At 60.1% G+C, this 17,706-nt stretch carries 16 protein-coding genes and 1 pseudogene; 12 read left to right on the top strand and 5 right to left on the bottom strand.

Going from position 1 to position 17,706, the window contains the following annotated elements:
• Window positions 1-251: 251 nt before the first annotated feature.
• The 5 genes from JJD74_RS07300 to ppx all read left to right on the top strand — a co-directional run bounded on the left by JJD74_RS07300 (window position 252) and on the right by ppx (window position 4,809).
• Entirely contained in the window at window positions 252-1,037 is a 786-nt protein-coding gene (locus JJD74_RS07300) for a transporter substrate-binding domain-containing protein (protein ID WP_042561680.1), read from the top strand.
• A 21-nt stretch (window positions 1,038-1,058) separates the two neighbouring features.
• Window positions 1,059-1,727: an amino acid ABC transporter permease gene (locus JJD74_RS07305; RefSeq protein WP_042561681.1), complete on the top strand. Its 669-nt coding sequence runs from the start codon at window positions 1,059-1,061 to the stop codon at window positions 1,725-1,727.
• Window positions 1,724-2,374 (top strand): amino acid ABC transporter permease, encoded by a 651-nt coding sequence (locus tag JJD74_RS07310; protein WP_042561682.1) that lies wholly within the window; start codon window positions 1,724-1,726, stop codon window positions 2,372-2,374. The genes JJD74_RS07305 and JJD74_RS07310 overlap by 4 nt, the downstream gene beginning before the upstream one ends.
• On the top strand, window positions 2,361-3,098 hold the full coding sequence (locus tag JJD74_RS07315) for an amino acid ABC transporter ATP-binding protein (protein WP_042561683.1): 738 nt from the start codon (window positions 2,361-2,363) through the stop codon (window positions 3,096-3,098). The genes JJD74_RS07310 and JJD74_RS07315 overlap by 14 nt, the downstream gene beginning before the upstream one ends.
• A 208-nt stretch (window positions 3,099-3,306) precedes the next feature.
• The gene (gene ppx, locus JJD74_RS07320) at window positions 3,307-4,809 is read left to right on the top strand and encodes an exopolyphosphatase (protein WP_042561684.1); all 1,503 of its coding nucleotides are present in this window, start codon (window positions 3,307-3,309) and stop codon (window positions 4,807-4,809) included.
• A gap of 239 nt (window positions 4,810-5,048) precedes the next feature.
• Here the strand turns inward: ppx and ppk1 are convergent, their stop codons facing one another.
• Together ppk1 and hemB are read right to left on the bottom strand one after the other, a co-directional pair.
• Window positions 5,049-7,274, bottom strand: a complete 2,226-nt coding sequence (gene ppk1 / locus JJD74_RS07325; protein WP_115146609.1) for a polyphosphate kinase 1 — start codon at window positions 7,272-7,274, stop codon at window positions 5,049-5,051.
• Window positions 7,275-7,292: 18 nt separating this feature from the next.
• Window positions 7,293-8,306 (bottom strand): porphobilinogen synthase, encoded by a 1,014-nt coding sequence (hemB, locus tag JJD74_RS07330; protein WP_042561686.1) that lies wholly within the window; start codon window positions 8,304-8,306, stop codon window positions 7,293-7,295.
• A gap of 207 nt (window positions 8,307-8,513) precedes the next feature.
• On the opposite strand from hemB, the gene JJD74_RS07335 reads away from it, so the two are divergent.
• The gene (locus tag JJD74_RS07335) at window positions 8,514-9,164 is read left to right on the top strand and encodes a DedA family protein (protein WP_042561687.1); all 651 of its coding nucleotides are present in this window, start codon (window positions 8,514-8,516) and stop codon (window positions 9,162-9,164) included.
• A gap of 54 nt (window positions 9,165-9,218) precedes the next feature.
• Here JJD74_RS07335 and JJD74_RS31385 read toward each other — a convergent pair.
• Window positions 9,219-9,358, bottom strand: a pseudogene (locus JJD74_RS31385) (sterol desaturase family protein); the annotation flags it as partial.
• A gap of 96 nt (window positions 9,359-9,454) precedes the next feature.
• Here JJD74_RS31385 and elbB point away from each other — a divergent pair.
• A complete protein-coding gene (elbB, locus tag JJD74_RS07340) occupies window positions 9,455-10,123 on the top strand; it encodes an isoprenoid biosynthesis glyoxalase ElbB (RefSeq protein ID WP_042561688.1) in 669 nt (222 codons plus the stop codon).
• Between the two features lie 130 nt (window positions 10,124-10,253).
• On the opposite strand, the gene JJD74_RS07345 is transcribed toward elbB, so the two are convergent.
• Together JJD74_RS07345 and JJD74_RS07350 are read right to left on the bottom strand one after the other, a co-directional pair.
• Window positions 10,254-10,709: a YaiI/YqxD family protein gene (locus JJD74_RS07345; protein ID WP_200612569.1), complete on the bottom strand. Its 456-nt coding sequence runs from the start codon at window positions 10,707-10,709 to the stop codon at window positions 10,254-10,256.
• A 133-nt stretch (window positions 10,710-10,842) separates the two neighbouring features.
• On the bottom strand, window positions 10,843-12,741 hold the full coding sequence (locus JJD74_RS07350; protein WP_200612571.1) for an FTR1 family protein: 1,899 nt from the start codon (window positions 12,739-12,741) through the stop codon (window positions 10,843-10,845).
• 167 nt (window positions 12,742-12,908) lie between these two features.
• Here JJD74_RS07350 and JJD74_RS07355 point away from each other — a divergent pair, with 167 nt between their 5' ends.
• From JJD74_RS07355 to JJD74_RS07375, 5 genes are all read left to right on the top strand, one after another.
• Entirely contained in the window at window positions 12,909-14,282 is a 1,374-nt protein-coding gene (locus JJD74_RS07355; protein ID WP_200612574.1) for a COG3014 family protein, read from the top strand.
• A gap of 203 nt (window positions 14,283-14,485) precedes the next feature.
• Window positions 14,486-15,880, top strand: a complete 1,395-nt coding sequence (locus JJD74_RS07360; protein WP_042561691.1) for a COG3014 family protein — start codon at window positions 14,486-14,488, stop codon at window positions 15,878-15,880.
• A 15-nt stretch (window positions 15,881-15,895) separates the two neighbouring features.
• The gene (locus JJD74_RS07365; protein ID WP_042561692.1) at window positions 15,896-16,270 is read left to right on the top strand and encodes a YcfL family protein; all 375 of its coding nucleotides are present in this window, start codon (window positions 15,896-15,898) and stop codon (window positions 16,268-16,270) included.
• Between the two features lie 36 nt (window positions 16,271-16,306).
• Window positions 16,307-16,894, top strand: a complete 588-nt coding sequence (gene lpoB, locus JJD74_RS07370) for a penicillin-binding protein activator LpoB (RefSeq protein WP_007911129.1) — start codon at window positions 16,307-16,309, stop codon at window positions 16,892-16,894.
• A 3-nt stretch (window positions 16,895-16,897) separates the two neighbouring features.
• A complete protein-coding gene (locus JJD74_RS07375; RefSeq protein WP_200612576.1) occupies window positions 16,898-17,641 on the top strand; it encodes a penicillin-binding protein activator LpoB in 744 nt (247 codons plus the stop codon).
• The last annotated feature ends 65 nt before the right edge of the window (window positions 17,642-17,706 follow it).

A 17,706-nucleotide genomic window follows, 5' to 3' on the forward strand; every position in this document is an offset into this window, starting at 1 on the left:
TTTCAGACGTACCAGACCAATGTGCGGCTAGTTGTAAAGCTATTCGCCGAGTCCGGCAAGTCGTGCCCCAGCGGGGTTCGGCGAACTTGACCGATGCGCTATCGCAGTGCGAAAAACAACCTGACTGTTCAGACCAGTAAGACCGAGCAACCCCGCTGAAACTGCGGCGCGCCGAGAGAAAACTGCGTATTGGCACGGCCCATGCTCTGTCCGATCGCAGAAAATACTTCCCGCCGATCCGGAGATTGTCCATGACCCTGCGTTACAGCGCCCTCCTCGCTTCCCTGTTTGCCGGCCTGTTGCTGTGCCAGGCGCCCGCTCACGCCGATGGTCTCGACGACGTGGTCAAACGCGGCACGCTGAAAGTCGCCGTGCCGCAGGACTTCCCGCCGTTCGGCTCGGTCGGCCCGGACATGAAACCCCGCGGCCTGGACATCGACACGGCGAAACTGCTGGCCGATCAGCTCAAGGTCAAACTCGAACTCACCCCGGTCAACAGCACCAACCGCATCCCCTTTCTGACCACCGGCAAGGTCGATCTGGTGATTTCCAGCCTGGGCAAGAACCCGGAACGCGAGAAAGTCATCGACTTTTCTCGCGCCTACGCACCGTTCTACCTCGCCGTGTTCGGCCCACCAGAGGCGGCGATCACCAGCCTCGACGACCTCAAGGGCAAAACCATCAGCGTCACCCGTGGCGCCATCGAAGACATCGAACTGAGCAAAGTCGCCCCTGAAGGCGTGACCATCAAACGCTTCGAAGACAACAACTCGACCATCGCCGCTTATCTCGCGGGCCAGGTCGACCTGATTGCCAGCGGCAACGTGGTGATGGTCGCAATCAGTGAAAAGAACCCGAAACGGGTACCGGCGCTGAAAGTGAAGCTCAAGGACTCGCCGGTCTACGTTGGCGTGAACAAAAATGAAACGGCGCTGTTGACCAAGGTCAACGACATTCTCAACACCGCCAAGACCGACGGTGCGCTGGAAAAGAACTCGCAGACCTGGCTGAAAGAGCCGCTGCCGGCCGATCTCTGATCGACTGCGCGGGAGAACCTCATGGCTTATCAGTTCGATTTCATGCCGGTGGTGGAAAACACCGACCTGCTGCTACGCGGCGCGCTGTTCACCCTTGAGCTGACGGCCATCGGCGCACTGCTTGGGGTGAGCGTGGGCATTGTCGGGGCGCTGGTACGGGCGTGGAACATCCGTCCGTTCTCGGCGATTTTTGGCGTCTATGTCGAGTTGATCCGCAACACACCGTTTCTGGTGCAGTTGTTTTTCATCTTCTTCGGCCTGCCGTCCCTCGGTGTGCAGATTTCAGAGTGGCAAGCAGCCGTGCTGGCGATGGTCATCAACCTCGGGGCGTATTCGACCGAGATCATCCGCGCCGGCATTCAGGCGATCCCGCGCGGGCAACTGGAAGCCGCAGCGGCACTGGCGATGACGCGCTTCGAAGCGTTCCGCCACGTGGTGCTGCTGCCGGCGCTGGGTAAGGTCTGGCCGGCCCTGAGCAGTCAGATCATCATCGTCATGCTCGGCTCGGCGGTGTGTTCGCAAATCGCCACCGAGGAGCTGAGCTTTGCCGCCAACTTCATTCAGTCGCGCAACTTCCGCGCATTTGAAACCTACGCGCTGACCACGCTGATCTATCTGTGCATGGCGCTGCTGATCCGCCAATTGCTCAATTGGTTCGGCCGTCGCTACATTTCCAGGAGCAGCCAATGAGCGACTTCACGTTCTGGGACATCCTGCGCAACCTGCTCACCGGTCTGCAATGGACACTGGCATTGTCGCTGGTGGCGTTTATTGGCGGCGGCATCGTCGGGCTGCTGATCCTGATCATGCGCATCTCGAAAAACACCTTGTCGAGCAATATCGCCCGCACCTGGATCGAGCTGTTCCAGGGCACGCCGCTGTTGATGCAGCTGTTTCTGGTGTTCTTCGGCGTGGCGCTGGCCGGGATCGAGATTTCGCCGTGGATGGCGGCGGCGGTGGCCCTGACCTTGTTCACCAGCGCCTATCTGGCGGAGATCTGGCGCGGCTGCGTCGAGGCGATCCCCAATGGCCAATGGGAAGCCTCATCGAGCCTGGCGCTCAATCCGCTGGAGCAATTGCGCTACGTGATCCTGCCGCAAGCGCTGCGCATTGCCGTGGCGCCGACCGTGGGTTTCTCGGTGCAAGTGGTCAAAGGCACAGCCGTGACCTCGATCATCGGCTTTACCGAACTGACCAAGACCGGCGGCATGCTCGCCAACGCCACGTTCGAACCCTTCATGGTCTACGGCCTCGTTGCCCTCGGCTATTTCCTGCTCTGCTACCCCTTGTCCCTCAGTGCGCGCTACCTGGAAAGGAGACTGCATGCCTCTGCTTAGAATTTCCGCCCTGCATAAATACTACGGCGATCACCACGTCCTCAAAGGCATCGACCTCAGCGTCGAGGAAGGCCAGGTGGTGGCGATCATCGGCCGCAGCGGCTCGGGCAAATCGACCCTGCTGCGCACGCTTAACGGCTTGGAGTCGATCAATGACGGCGTGATTGAAGTCGACGGCGAATACCTCGACGCCGCCCGCGCCGACCTGCGCAGCTTGCGGCAGAAAGTCGGCATGGTGTTCCAGCAGTTCAATCTGTTCCCGCACCTGACTGTTGGCGAAAACGTCATGCTCGCCCCGCAAGTGGTGCAAAAAGTGCCAAAGGCCAAGGCTGCCGAACTGGCGCGCGCGATGCTGGAGCGTGTCGGCCTGGGCGAAAAGTTTGACGCGTTCCCGGATCGGCTGTCCGGCGGGCAGCAGCAACGCGTGGCGATTGCCCGGGCGTTGGCGATGTCGCCGAAAGTGCTGCTGTGTGACGAGATCACTTCGGCGCTGGACCCGGAGCTGGTCAATGAAGTGCTCGCCGTGGTTCGGCAACTGGCCAAAGAAGGCATGACGCTGATCATGGTCACCCATGAGATGCGCTTTGCCCGTGAGGTCGGCGACAAACTGGTGTTCATGCACCATGGCAAGGTGCATGAAGTAGGGGATCCGAAAGTGTTGTTTGCCAATCCGCAAACGGCGGAACTGGCGAATTTCATTGGTACGGTTGAAGCGGTGGCCTGAAAGAGCCTTGGCGTCTGTAATGTCCTCTGCGCTAGCAGGCTAGCTCCCACAAGTGAGCGCGTTCCAATGTGGGAGCTAGCCTGCTGGCGAATGACCGCGTAGCGGTCACCCGCATTCCTGTGTCAGATCAAGGGTTTGAACCGTGCGCGTTGGCGTCAGCCGTTGATCGTGGCACGATGTCGGGGTTATCGACCGAGACCCCCTGACCATGCCGCAATCCAAAGCCAAGAATCTGTCCCTGATCGCTGCAATCGACTTGGGCTCCAACAGCTTTCACATGGTCGTGGCCAAGGCCCAGAACGGCGAAATCCGTATCCTTGAGCGCCTCGGCGAGAAAGTCCAACTGGCCGCCGGCATCGACGACCAGCGCCAACTCAACGAAGAGTCGATGCAACGTGGCCTCGATTGCCTCAAGCGCTTTGCCCAACTGATCAACGGTATGCCGCTGGGCGCCGTGCGGATCGTCGGCACCAACGCCCTGCGTGAAGCGCGCAACCGTCTCGAATTCATTCATCGCGCCGAAGAAATCCTCGGTCATCCGGTGGAAGTCATCTCCGGCCGCGAAGAAGCGCGCCTGATTTATCTGGGTGTGTCGCACACCCTCGCCGACACCCCGGGCAAGCGTCTGGTCGCCGACATCGGCGGCGGCAGTACCGAATTCATCATCGGTCAGCGCTTCGAACCGTTGCTGCGTGAAAGCCTGCAAATGGGCTGCGTCAGCTTCACCCAGCGCTACTTCAAGGACGGCAAGATCACCCCGGCCCGTTACGCCCAGGCGTACACCGCGGCGCGGCTGGAGATCATGAGCATCGAACACGCCCTGCACCGCCTGACCTGGGATGAAGCCATCGGCTCCTCCGGCACCATTCGTGCCATTGGCCTGGCGCTGAAGGCCGGCGGGCACGGCACCGGCGAAGTGAATGCCGAAGGCCTGGCCTGGCTCAAACGCCGACTGTTCAAGCTGGGCGATGTCGACAAAATCGATTTCGATGGCATCAAGCCCGACCGTCGGGCGATTTTCCCGGCAGGCCTGGCGATTCTCGAAGCGATCTTCGACGCCCTCGAACTGCAACGCATGGATCACTGCGACGGCGCGCTGCGTGAAGGCGTACTCTACGACCTGCTTGGCCGTCATCATCACGAAGACGTGCGCGAACGCACCCTGACGTCACTGATGGAGCGCTACCACGTCGATGTCGAACAAGCGGAGCGGGTCGAACGCAAAGCCCTGCACGCCTTCGATCAGGTTGCCGAGGACTGGCAGCTGGATGACGGCATTTGGCGCGAACTGCTGGGCTGGGCTGCGAAAGTGCACGAAGTCGGCCTCGACATCGCCCACTACCACTATCACAAGCACGGCGCCTATTTGATCGAACACTCTGATCTGGCCGGGTTCTCCCGTGAAGACCAGCAAATGCTCGCCCTTTTGGTGCGCGGCCATCGCCGCAACATCCCCAAGGACAAGTTCGCCGATTTTGGTGCCGACGGCGACAAGCTGATCCGCCTCTGCGTGCTGCTGCGCTTTGCGATCCTGTTCCACCACATCCGTGGTACGCAGGCGATGCCGCAGGTGGTGCTGCATGCCAATGGCAATAACCTTGATGTGGAATTTCCGCAGAACTGGCTGGATGAGAATCAGCTGACCCAGGCGGATTTCGGGCTTGAGGCTGATTGGTTGACGCGGGTGGGGATTGTTCTCACGGTTCACTGAGTATTGGTTGGGCACAAAAAAGGCGATCCTTCTGGATCGCCTTTTTTATTGGGTTCGACTTGAGGGCAGAGGTGAACCATCCCCTCACCCCAGCCCTCTCCCGAGGGAGAGGGGGCCAATTTGTGTGATTTTCCAATCCTGAGCTCGACTCGATATCTCGGGTCGGTGCAAATCCATAGGCACCTCGGTCAGTCCCCTCTCCCTCGGGGTTAGGGTGAGGGGCTTTTGACTTTCAGCTCTCAGCTGCTCACTGGCAGAATCGGGCTGCCCAAACGCTCCAGCAACGTCGCCTGTGCACTTCTCGGGTTCTGGTTACCGGTTGGCGTGTTGCGGATGTAACGGCCATCCGACTGCAGGCTCCAGCTGTGGGTGTTGTCGGTCAGGTACAGCTCCAGCTCTTTCTTCACCCGGGTCAGCAGCTTCTTGCCTTCCACCGGGAAGCAAGTCTCGACGCGCTTGTCGAGGTTGCGTTCCATCCAGTCGGCGCTGGAGAGGAACATCTGCTCCTCGCCGCCATTGAGGAAGTAGAACACTCGGGTGTGCTCAAGGAAGCGACCGATGATCGAGCGCACGTGAATGTTGTGCGAAACCCCGGCGATACCCGGCCGCAGGCAGCACATGCCACGCACCACCAGATCGATGCGCACACCGGACTGGCTGGCCTTGTACAGCGCGCGGATGATCTTCGGATCGGTCAGCGAGTTGAACTTGGCAATAATGTGCGCCGGTTTGCCTTCGACAGCGAACTGGGTTTCGCGGGCAATCATGTCGAGCATGCCCTTCTTCAAGGTGAACGGCGCGTGCAGCAGCTTCTTCATGCGCAGCGTCTTGCCCATGCCGATCAACTGGCTGAACAGTTTGCCGACGTCTTCGCACAAGGCGTCGTCGGAGGTCAGCAGACTGTAGTCGGTGTAGAGCTTGGCGTTGCCGGCGTGGTAGTTACCGGTACCCAAATGCGCGTAACGCACAATTTCGCCCTGCTCACGGCGCAGGATCAACATCATTTTGGCGTGGGTCTTGAAGCCGACCACGCCGTAGATCACCACCGCACCGGCCGCTTGCAGACGGCTGGCCAGTTGCAGGTTGGACTCTTCGTCGAACCGCGCACGCAGCTCGATGACCGCAGTGACTTCCTTGCCGTTACGCGCGGCATCGACCAGCGCATCAACGATTTCCGAGTTGGCACCCGAGCGATACAGGGTCTGGCGCACAGCCAGAACGTGCGGGTCTTTCGCGGCCTGGCGCAGCAGGTCGACCACCGGGGTGAACGACTCGAATGGGTGCAGCAACAGGATGTCCTGCTTGCTGACCACACTGAAAATGTTCTCGCTGTTCTGCAGCAGTTTCGGAATCTGCGGGGTGAACGGCGTGTATTGCAGCTCCGGATGGCTGTCCAGACCGGTGATGCTGAACAGACGCGTCAGGTTGACCGGGCCATTGACCTGATACAACTCGGTCTCGCTCAGGTTGAACTGCTTGAGCAGGTAATCCGACAGATGTTTCGGGCAGGTGTCGGCCACTTCCAGACGTACAGCGTCGCCGTAACGACGCGAGAACAGCTCACCACGCAGCGCACGGGCCAAGTCTTCGACGTCTTCGGAATCGAGTGCCAGGTCAGCGTTTCGAGTCAGACGGAACTGGTAGCAGCCCTTGACCTTCATGCCTTGGAACAGGTCATCGGCGTGAGCGTGGATCATCGACGAGAGGAACACATAGTTGTCGCCAGCGCCGCCGACTTCTTCCGGCACTTTGATGATGCGTGGCAGCAAACGCGGCGCCGGGATGATCGCCAGACCGGAATCGCGGCCGAAGGCATCGATGCCTTCCAGCTCGACGATGAAGTTCAGGCTCTTGTTCACCAGCAACGGGAACGGGTGCGTCGGGTCGAGGCCGATCGGGGTGATGATCGGCGCGATCTCGTCGCGGAAATAACGGCGCACCCAGGTCTTGATCTTGGTCGTCCAGTTGCGGCGACGGATGAAACGGACCTGATGCTTTTCAAGCTCCGGCAAAAGAATGTCGTTGAGGATCGCGTATTGGCGATCTACATGGCCGTGCACCAATTCACTGATGCGGGCCAAGGCTTGATGCGGCTGCAAGCCATCGGCACCGGCCTGTTCGCGGGCGAAGGTTATTTGCTTCTTGAGGCCGGCGACGCGAATTTCGAAGAATTCGTCGAGGTTGCTGGAGAAGATCAGCAGGAACTTCAGCCGCTCGAGCAACGGATAGGACTCGTCCAGCGCCTGCTCGAGCACGCGGATATTGAACTGCAATTGCGAGAGCTCGCGGTGGATGTACAGGCTGCTGTCATCCAGGCCGGGAATGGCGATCGCCGGCACCGCCGCAGCGGTTTCGGTGACCGGCGCCGGTGGCGCTGGCTCCAGTTCCGGCGGGGTTTCGGTGATTTGTTCGACCACCGGCTGAGCTTCTTTTACGGCAACTTCAGTGAGTCCTTCGGTATTCATGGAATGTTCCTGGGAGGGCTATTTCTGCTCTCGTAACAATTGAGCGGCGCGGACGGCAAAGTAAGTCAGGATGCCATCAGCGCCGGCACGTTTAAAGGCGGTCAGTGATTCGAGAATCACCGCTTCGCTCAACCAGCCATTCTGGATCGCCGCCATGTGCATGGCGTATTCGCCACTGACCTGATAGACGAAGGTCGGCACCTTGAAGGCATCTTTTACCCGGAAAAGAATGTCCAGGTACGGCATGCCCGGTTTGACCATGACCATGTCCGCGCCTTCAGACAAGTCCGCACCGACTTCGTGCAGCGCTTCGTCACTGTTGGCCGGGTCCATCTGATAGGAGGCCTTGTTCGCCTTGCCCAGGTTCGCGGCCGAACCCACGGCATCGCGGAACGGGCCGTAATAGGCGCTGGCGTATTTGGCCGAGTAGGCCATGATGCGCACGTTGACGTGACCGGCAATTTCCAGCGCTTCACGAATCGCCTGGATGCGCCCGTCCATCATGTCCGATGGCGCGACAACCTGCGCGCCAGCTTCGGCATGGGACAGTGCTTGCCTGACCAGCGCATCGACAGTGATGTCGTTCTGCACATAGCCGTCTTCGTCGAGGATGCCGTCCTGACCGTGGGTGGTGAACGGATCGAGAGCGACATCGGTGATCACGCCCAGCTCGGGGAATCGATCGCGCAGAGCGCGGGTTGCGCGCTGGGCAATGCCCTGCGGATTCCAGGCTTCGGCAGCGTCGAGAGATTTCAGTTCCGCTGGCGTCACCGGGAACAAGGCCAGCGCCGGAATCCCCAACTCGACCCATTTGGCAGCTTCTTCAAGCAGCAGATCAATCGTCAGCCGCTCTACGCCCGGCATCGACGCCACGGCTTCGCGGCGGTTTTCACCGTCGAGCACGAAGACCGGCAGGATCAGGTCATCAACCGTCAGCACATTTTCCCGCACCAGCCGACGCGAAAAATCATCACGACGGTTGCGACGCAGGCGGGTTGCAGGGAACAGACGATTGGCGGGGGTAAAGCTCACGGCGGACTCCTGAGCCCGCGCAAACGGGCGAGCGTGACAGTTATAGACGGCCATTATGACGAACGGATGACAGTTGTGCGTGCACCGTGACATGTAGCCGCATTCCATTGTCAGTGCAGGAATAGTTCACGTCGAGACACATTTGGACACTTTCATGAATGTGTCCGAAGGGTTAGGCTGCGCGTTCATTTCGCCAGCACCCAGACAATGCTCCAACAATTTCTGCATGACTTTGGCTACTTTGCCCTGTTTCTCGGGACGTTCTTCGAAGGCGAAACCATTCTGGTGCTCGCGGGCTTCCTCGCGTTCCGTGGCTACATGGACATCAATATTGTGGTCGTCGTGGCGTTCTGCGGCAGTTATGCCGGTGATCAGCTGTGGTACTTCCTGGGGCGCAAGCACGGGCGCAAATTGCTCGCGCGCAAACCGCGCTGGCAATTGATGGGCGACCGGGCGCTGGAGCACATTCGCAAGCATCCTGACATCTGGGTCCTGAGCTTCCGCTTCGTGTATGGCTTGCGCACGGTGATGCCCGTGGCGATCGGCCTGTCGGGCTATCCGCCGGGACGTTATCTGCTGCTGAACGGCATCGGCGCAGCCATCTGGGCCACCGCGCTGGCGGCTGCGGCTTACCATTTCGGCGCGGTGCTGGAAGGCATGCTCGGCAGCATCAAAAAATACGAACTGTGGGTCCTCGGCGCCCTGCTGGTATTGGGCGTTGGCCTGTGGCTGCGTCGCCGCTTCAAGAATGCCCGTCTGGCGAGGAAGATCTACGCCGACGAGCAAGCCGCAAAAGCCGCGCAGTTGCAGCAAGTCGAACTGGACAATCCCGCCGACCCCAAGACGCCAGCCGAGTAACTCGCTGGCGGGTGGCGCCCGCCATCCCACACTGCGCACAGCAGTGTGGTTCCCCCCGAAAATCATCAGCTCATCGTCGCCCTCTTCCTGGCGCGAGCCGAACAGTCGACCCAAATAATGAACACCCCGCCGTCGTTGCGATCCATGTAGAAAGCGCTCTGTGCATGCTGTGTCCGATGCCTGGACGGCGTGAGTCTTGAGGCCGACCCCAGGGATCGCCACCCATAAACCCTATGGCAACCCGCGATAAATTAGTGGACATTTAGCGCTATGAATCTGGAGAGAAAACCATGAGCAAAAAAGTTGCAGTGATCCTGTCCGGCAGTGGCGTTTACGACGGCGCCGAGATCCATGAAAGCGTGATTACCCTGCTGCGCCTCGATCAACGCGGCGCGCAGGTGCAGTGTTTCGCCCCGAACATCTCGCAATTGCATGTGATCAATCACCTGACTGGCGAAGAAATGCCCGAGTCGCGCAACGTGCTGGTGGAATCGGCGCGCATTGCTCGCGGCAACATCAAGGACATCCGCGAAGCCGACGTCGAAGACTTCGATGCGCTGATCGTGCCCGGCGGTTTTGGCGCGGCGAAGAACCTCTCGAATTTCGCCATCGAAGGCGCCGGCTGCACTGTGCAGCCAGACGTGCTGGCCTTGGCCGAGGCATTTGCCGAAGCGGGCAAACCGGTGGGGCTGATCTGCATCTCGCCGGCACTCGCGGCGAAAATCTACGGCCCGGGCGTAACCTGCACCATCGGCAACGATGCCGACACCGCCACGGCGATGAACAAGATGGGCGCCACCCACGAAGACTGCGCCGTGACCGACATCATCGAAGACAAGGCGCGCAAACTGGTGACGACTCCGGCGTACATGCTGGCGCAGAACATCAGCGAAGCGGCTTCGGGAATCAACAAACTGGTCGACCGTGTGCTCGAACTGACCCACGAGAACGACGCCTGATACCCCAGCAGCACAAAAAACCAAATGTGGGAGCGAGCCTGCTCGCGAAAGTGGTGTGTCAATCAACTCAATGTTGTCTGATACAACGCCTTCGCGAGCAGGCTCGCTCCCACATTGGATTTGTGCAGAGTCAGGATTTGCGAGTAAGGCGAGTCAGGATGCGGTCCAGCGCATTGGCAAACGCCTGCTTCTCGCGATCGCCGAATGGCGCAGGGCCGCCGCTCATCTGGCCCTGTTCGCGCAGATCGGTGAACAGGTTGCGCACCGCCAGCCGGTCCCCCATGTTCTTCTCGTCGAACTCCTTGCCGCGCGGATCCAGCGCTGCCACGCCCTTCTTCACCAACCGATCGGCCAGCGGGATATCGCTGCATATCACCAGCTCACCGGGCACCGCGTGCTCGACCAGATAATCGTCCGCCGCATCCGGACCGCTCGGCACCACGATCAACTTGACGATAGCCAGCCCCGGCTTGGTCTGCGGCTGTCCGGCCACCAGCACCACTTCGTACTGTCGCTTGAGGGCAAACTTCACAACCAGATCCTTCGCCGCCCGCGGACAGGCGTCGGCATCGATCCATACACGCATTTTGTTTACCTCTTAAAAGCAAAAGATCGCAGCCTGCGGCAGCTCTTACAGGGTTTTCGGTTGGTCACAAATAGTGTGATCACCTCAATCCTCTGGAGCTGCCGCAGGCTGCGATCTTTTCAGGATCACACAATCAAGCAGCAGAAACCCGCTTCTTCTCCGCCACCCAACTACGCCCATACAACACAACAATCGCCAGAATCGCCGCCGCCTGCGCCGCCAGCGAATACGCATCGGCGTGAATCCCCAGCCAATCGAAATCGAAAAACGGCACTGGCCGTGTACCGAAGATCCCGGCCTCCTGCAGCGCCTTGACACCATGCCCGGCAAACACCACCGACAGCGCACACAGCAGCGCGGCGTTGATGCTGAAGAACAGCGTCAGCGGCAGTTTCGCCGAACCGCGCAAAATCACCCATGCAAGTCCGACCAGCAGCACCAGCGCAGTCGCACCGCCCGCCAACACCGCGTCATGCCCGGCGGGGCCAGCCTGCAGCCAGAGGGTTTCGTAGAACAGGATCACTTCGAACAGCTCGCGATACACCGAGAAGAACGCCAGGATTGCAAAGCCGAAACGCCCGCCACCGCCGACCAGACTGCTCTTGATGTAATCCTGCCAGGCTGCCGCGTGCCGGCGGTCATGCATCCACACCCCGAGCCACAGCACCATCACGCTGGCGAACAGCGCCGTGGCGCCTTCGAGCAATTCGCGCTGCGAGCCGCTGACGTCGATCACATACGCCGCCAGCGCCCAGGTACCGAGACCGGCCAGCAACGCCAAACCCCAACCGACGTTGACGCTGCGCACGGCCGACTGCTGACCGGTGTTACGCAGGAACGCGAGGATCGCTGCCAGCACCAGAATCGCTTCCAGACCTTCGCGCAGCAGAATCAGCAGGCCGGAGATGTAGCTCAGCGACCAGCTCAAACCGTCGCTGCCGAGCAACCCGGCGGACTCTTTCAGCTTCGCCTTGGCGGCGTCCAGACGCTGCTCGGCCTGCGCGACCGGCAAGCCATCCTGCAACGACTGCCGATAGGCCATCAGGGATTTTTCGGTGTCCTTGCGTACGTTGGCGTCGACGTTATCCAGCGAACTCTCGACCAGCTCGAACCCTTCCAGGTACGCCGCCACCGACAGGTCGTAGGCCTGATCGTGCTCACCCGCGCGGTAGGCCGCGAGGCTCTTGTCCAGCGTCGCAGCGGTGTAGTCGAGCAACTGCGCCGGACCTCGCTTGACCTGCGGCGGCTGCGCACGCTGAGCGCGGAAGGTCGCGGCGGCTTGCGCGCCTTCGGCGGCCTGCACTTCGGTCGGTGTCTGGCGCGCCAGATCAGCGATGTTGTAACTCTTTTCGGATTTGGCCGCCGCTGCATCGGCACTGAACCCGGCGATGTAAGTGGCCAGATCCCAACGCTGGCGATCATCGAGCTGATCGGCAAACGCCGGCATGTCGGTGCCTTCGACGCCTTGGCCCAGAGTGCTGTAGATCGCGTACAGGCTCAGGTGATCCATGCGCACAGCATCACGCAGATTGGCGGGCGCCGGCGTCAGCCCGACACCTGCCGGGCCGTCACCGGCGCCTGTGTCGCCGTGGCACACCGAGCAATTCTGCGCATAGAGCGGCGCACCACGGGTTGGGTCCGGGGTGATGATCGGCGCCTGGCTCACTTCATACGCCACCGCCAGTTTCGCCCCCAGTTGCCGTGCCTGACGGGCCACTTCGGCGCCGTCCTGCTTGGCACTGATGGCTGCATGCAATGCATCGACGCCTTGCTCCAGCGCAGCTTTCTCGGGTTTGGCCGGCAGGTTGGCGATCAAGCCTTGCAGCGCTTGGGTGAATTCCAGCTGTTCGCGGTATTCGGAGTCATCCATGACTTTGCCCGCTGCTACCGTTGGCGGGTAGTCAGCGCTGATGTAATCAAGCAGGTGCAGCGCTTGCGGCGCGCCTTCCACGGTGTCGGCCATCAGGTTGGAGCTGCTCAGGGCGAACAACGGGAACACCAGCCAGGCCAGGAAGCGGGACGAGGCAGTCATGAATGATTCTCAAATGGAAATACGAAGTTACATATTGTTCACTTCGAAACCGATTCACTCAAGCTTTCTCGCAGATTTGCGCGCCCCTGACCTCTGCTCAACAGCAACACCCATCCCTATAATGCCGACTCGCTACGCCCTTTGAGCTCAAGGAAGAACCGCTGCCCATGCGTCGATATCTGCTGTCTTCAGCGCTACTAATCGCCGTCCTGCACCTCAGTGGATGCGCCGCTTACCGCAATTACGACCAGGAAATGCAGCAGACCAATGACCAGTTGATGCGGGGCAACTTTCAGGGCGCGCTGGATCTGCTGAATTGGAACAACCCGTGGGAAGACAAGGATCTGCTCTATTACTTCGAAAAAGGCGCGATCCTGAGCTTCGCCAACGTGCTGCCGCAGAGCCAGACCGCTTGGCGCAGCGCCGACCAAAGGGTCTTTCAGCGCGAAGAGGCCGTGCCCTCCGGTGCCAGCAAACTGCTCAACCGGTTCGCCTATGAGATGGGCACCATGCTGGTCAACGACAAGCTGAGTCGCTACGAAGGCTACGACTACGAAAAGGTCATGCTGACCACGCAGATGGCCCTCAACCAATTGGCCGAGAGTGATTTCGACGGCGCCCGGGCCGACATCAAGAAAACCCACGAACGTGAAGCGCTGATTGCCCGTCAGCGGGAGCGCCAGTACGAAGAACTCGAAGCGCAGGCCGGTGCTCAAGGCATCAAGGTGCAATACAAGGATCTGCAAGGCTATCCCGTGACTACCCTGGATGCCCCGGCGGTGATCGAATTGAAAAACGGTTACCAGAGCGCTTTCAGCCACTATCTGGCCGGGTTCGCGTATGAGGCGCTGGGCGAACGGGGCCTGGCCGCGCCGGGCTATCGGCAGGCGATCGAATTGCGCCCAGACCTGGCCTTTCTTCGGCAGGCGTTGCGCGATCTCGACAAGTCTCCAGTCAAAGCGGATGAAAGTGATGTCCTGATCGTCGTCCAGAGCGGTCTGGCACCGGCCCGCAGTTCGGTGAGTGTGCCGATCCCGGTACGGCTCAATGAAAACCTGGTGATTGTCGCGCCGATCGCCCTCCCGATCATGGTGCCCGACACCGTCACACCCGCGTTCGACCACATCGTAGTGGATGGCCGTAAACGACCGCTGACCGTCGTCAACAGTGTCACCGACATGGCTTTTCGTACGTTACGCGACGACATGCCGGCGATCATTTCCCGGGCGATGTTTCGCGCGAACATGGCCGCGATATCCCAGGCTCGGGAAAACGAACGCAATCCGGCCAAAGCCTCGCTGGTGGTCACTCAGCACGATCCTTTCGAAGAGGCCGACACCCGAACCTGGCGCACTCTGCCGGACAAGACACTGGTCGCGCGAGTCCGTCTGAAAAAAGGCAATCATCTGTTCAGCGCCCCGAATGTCCCGGGGGCAGCACCGGTCACTTGGCGCATCGACCGCGATCACCAGTTGGTCTATATGCGAGCCCTGAGCGACATAGCCAACCTTATCGGTAACGGCTATGCGCCAGCCAAGTAATGGCACGTAACTAATTCGCGCAATTAAAAAGCTATTACATAGCCACCACCGGACGCCTATAATGCCGCGCCCTCGCTATGGCGAAGCGGCATAAAAGCTCCTCTGGTTATGAGGAATTGGCAGGAGGCCAGTGCCACTGTCGAACGGTCCCAGCAGCCCGACCCGCACACGTGGCTGCAGTAATTCAGGGAAGAAGTACCCCTATGGCATTCCGCGCCCCTACTCTGATCGCCCTCAGCGCCGTCACTCTGCTGTCCGGCTGTTCGGCGTTTCGCAACTACGATTCCGAACTGGCACAGACCAACCAGCAACTGGCTTCCGGCAATGTCGACGCCGCGCTGACCCTGCTGGAAAAGAACAACACCAGCCCCGACAAAGACCTGCTCTATTACTTCGAGAAAGGTGAGTTGCTGCGCGCCAAGGGCGATCTGTCCGGTAGCCAGAATGCCTGGACCAGCGCTGATAAAGTCGTCGGCCAGTGGGAAGATTCGGTCAAGCTCGATACCGGCAAATACCTCGCCCAGTTCGGCAGCTTCGTGGTCAACGACAAGGTCCGCCGCTACGAAGGCTACGACTATGAAAAAGTCATGCTGACCACACAGATGGCCCTGAACCTGCTGGCGGTCAACGACTTCGACGGCGCTCGCACTGCGATCAAGAAGACCCACGAACGTGAAGCGGTGATCGCCGACCTGCGCGACAAGGAATACCTCAAAAGCGAAGAAGAGGCCGAGAAAGAAGGGATCAAGACTCAGTACAAGGATCTGCAAGGCTACCCGGTCGCCAGCCTCGACGCACCGGAAGTGGTCAGTCTGAAAAACAGCTACCAGAGTGCGTTCAGCCATTATCTGGCCGGTTTCGTTTACGAAGCGCTGGGTGAAAAAGACCTGGCTGCGCCGGGCTACCGCAAGGCTGTCGAACTGCGCCCGAACACGCCGCTGCTGGAACAGGCACTGGTCAACCTCGACAAGCCGAGCAAGAGCGATGACAGCGACATCCTGATCGTGGTGCAAAGCGGTCTGGCGCCAGCACGCGATTCGATCCGCGTGCCACTGCCATTGCCGATCTCCAACAACGTGGTGATCACACCGCTGTCGTTCCCGATCATCAAAGCAGACACCTCTACCGCGCCGTTCGCGCAGATCGGTGTCGATGGCCAGCAAGTCAACCTGACTGCACTCAACAGCACCACCGCCATGTCCCGTCGCGCCCTGCGTGATGACATGCCCGGCATCATCCTGCGTACCACCGTGCGCGCAATCACCAAAGGTGTCGCGCAGAAGCAGATCAACGAAACCAACCCACTGGCCGGTCTGGCAGTAGGTATTTCTTCAGCCGTGCTCGAAGGTGCCGATACCCGTACGTGGCGCACCCTGCCGGACAACACCCAAGTGGTGCGTCTGCGCTTGAAGAAAGGTGAGCACCAAGTCACTCTGCCGAGCGCCGTGGGCGGGTCGGTGGTCAAGGTCACCGTCGATCAGCGTTATCAGGTGATCAGTCTGCGCGCCGTAGGCAATCAGGTGTTCGCTGGCGGTCTCGCCGCCCACGTGATCCCGAGCGCCAGTGCGACCAACGTTGCCAGCCTCAAACAACCTTAAGAACGGAGTCTTTGCATGCGCTTCAAACTCATCGCCGTCGCCGCCCTCGCCTTGCTGGCCAGCGGCTGCGCCACCCCGCCACCTCCAGAGCCGGGCAGCGCCGCGAGCAAAGTCGTGGCCATGGGCCCGCAGAAACACATCGTGGTCGGCGCCATGCGCGTCGCCCGCGAAAACGGCTTCATGACCGTCAACGTGCAGTTGAGCAACACCCTCAACAGCAACAAGATTTTCTACTACCGCTTCGCCTGGCTCGGCGCGGAAGGTTTCCCGGTTGCTGAAGAAGAAGTCTGGAAAAGCCAAATGATGTACGGCGCCCAGACCAGCTTCATTCAGGCGATCGCCCCAACGCCTAAAGCCGTGGACTTCCGTCTGGAAATCAAGACGCCTTAAGCCCGCCACCCTATTCCTGTTTTAGAGAGCACTGACATGTTTGTACGCTTTTCCTGCATCGCCGTTATCGCCCTGCTGGCCTCCGGTTGCGCCAACACCTCGCCGACCCTGGGCAGCAAGAACATCAGCTACGGCGACACCAAGGCTGTTGAAACCGTCACCAACGAATTCGGTTCGACCGACCTGCAGATGATCGCCGAGTCGATGACCCGCTCGCTGGCCCAGTCCGGCATTCTGCAGGGTCGTCCGGTGGTTCAGGTCTACGACGTGAAGAACAAGACCAGCGAGTACATCGATACCCGCGAAATCACCACCAGCATCAAGACCCAGCTGATGAAGACCGGCGTTGCCCGCTTCGCCAGCGACAACAACGCGATGCAGAGCCAGGTTGACCAGCTCAAGCTGCAAAACCAGAGCGGTCTGTACAAGAAGAGCACCGTGGCCAAGACCGGCAACATGGTGGCTGCCAAGTACCGCATCGAAGGCTCGATCAGCTCCATCGTCAAGCGCAGCAGCGATTACAAAGACGTCTTCTACAAATTCAGCCTGCAATTGATCGACGTTGAAAGCGGTCTGGCCGAGTGGATGGACGAAAAAGAGATCCGCAAAACCACGGAGCGTTAATCGATGCGCACATGGATTGGCATGATGGCCCTGGCTTGCGCGTTTGGCGCGCAAGCAGCCCCGAAAGTCGCGGTGACGGATCTGGCGTATCAGGAGCGTGTGGAGCAATACATCCACATCGTTTCGGCGCAGAGCAATTATCGTGAGGGTTACTACAGTTCCAGTGGTTCTTCGAGCTATAACGAGATCGAAGCCACCACCAGCTACATCGAGCAAACCGAGCTGCGCAAGTTCACCGGCGACATCAAGGGTGAAATCCTGCGTACCGGCATGTTCCAGCTGGTGCAGGGCACGCCGTACACCGCGTCGTCCAAGGGTGACATTTACGACGTGATCAAGCGGATCAAGGCCGGCAACTTCAAGGGTGCCGACTATGTGCTGTTCGGCACTGTGTCCGATATCGACTTCACAGAGGACATGAACGAGCTGGCGCACACCGACAGCTATTCGGCGGTTCTGGGCCTGACGTTGGTGGCGGATTTCAGCCTGATCAACACCAAGACCTTCGAAATCACTTCGGCCTTCACGGCGATGGGTGAAGCGCAGGACACCAAACTGGTGAACGGCCGCGACATCAAGATCTCGCTGAATCGCCCACGGGTGGTGCGCGAGGTGTCGAAGGCGCTGGGTGAAGACGTGGCCGGGCAGCTGAGCCAACAGCTCGGTGGCGGTGGTTACGAGCAGCCGCGCGAGGCGCAGCAGCGCAACAATCTGCCGCGCGATACGGCGCCGGTGATTTTGCGCTGATCCATGGGATGACCTGTGGCGAGAGGATTTACCCCTCGCCGCAAGTCAGTGCCAGGCAGAGCAAT

Origin of the sequence: Pseudomonas sp. MF6776 (assembly GCF_016613125.1) — a bacterium.
GTDB classification, from domain to species: Bacteria; Pseudomonadota; Gammaproteobacteria; order Pseudomonadales; family Pseudomonadaceae; genus Aquipseudomonas; species Aquipseudomonas iridis.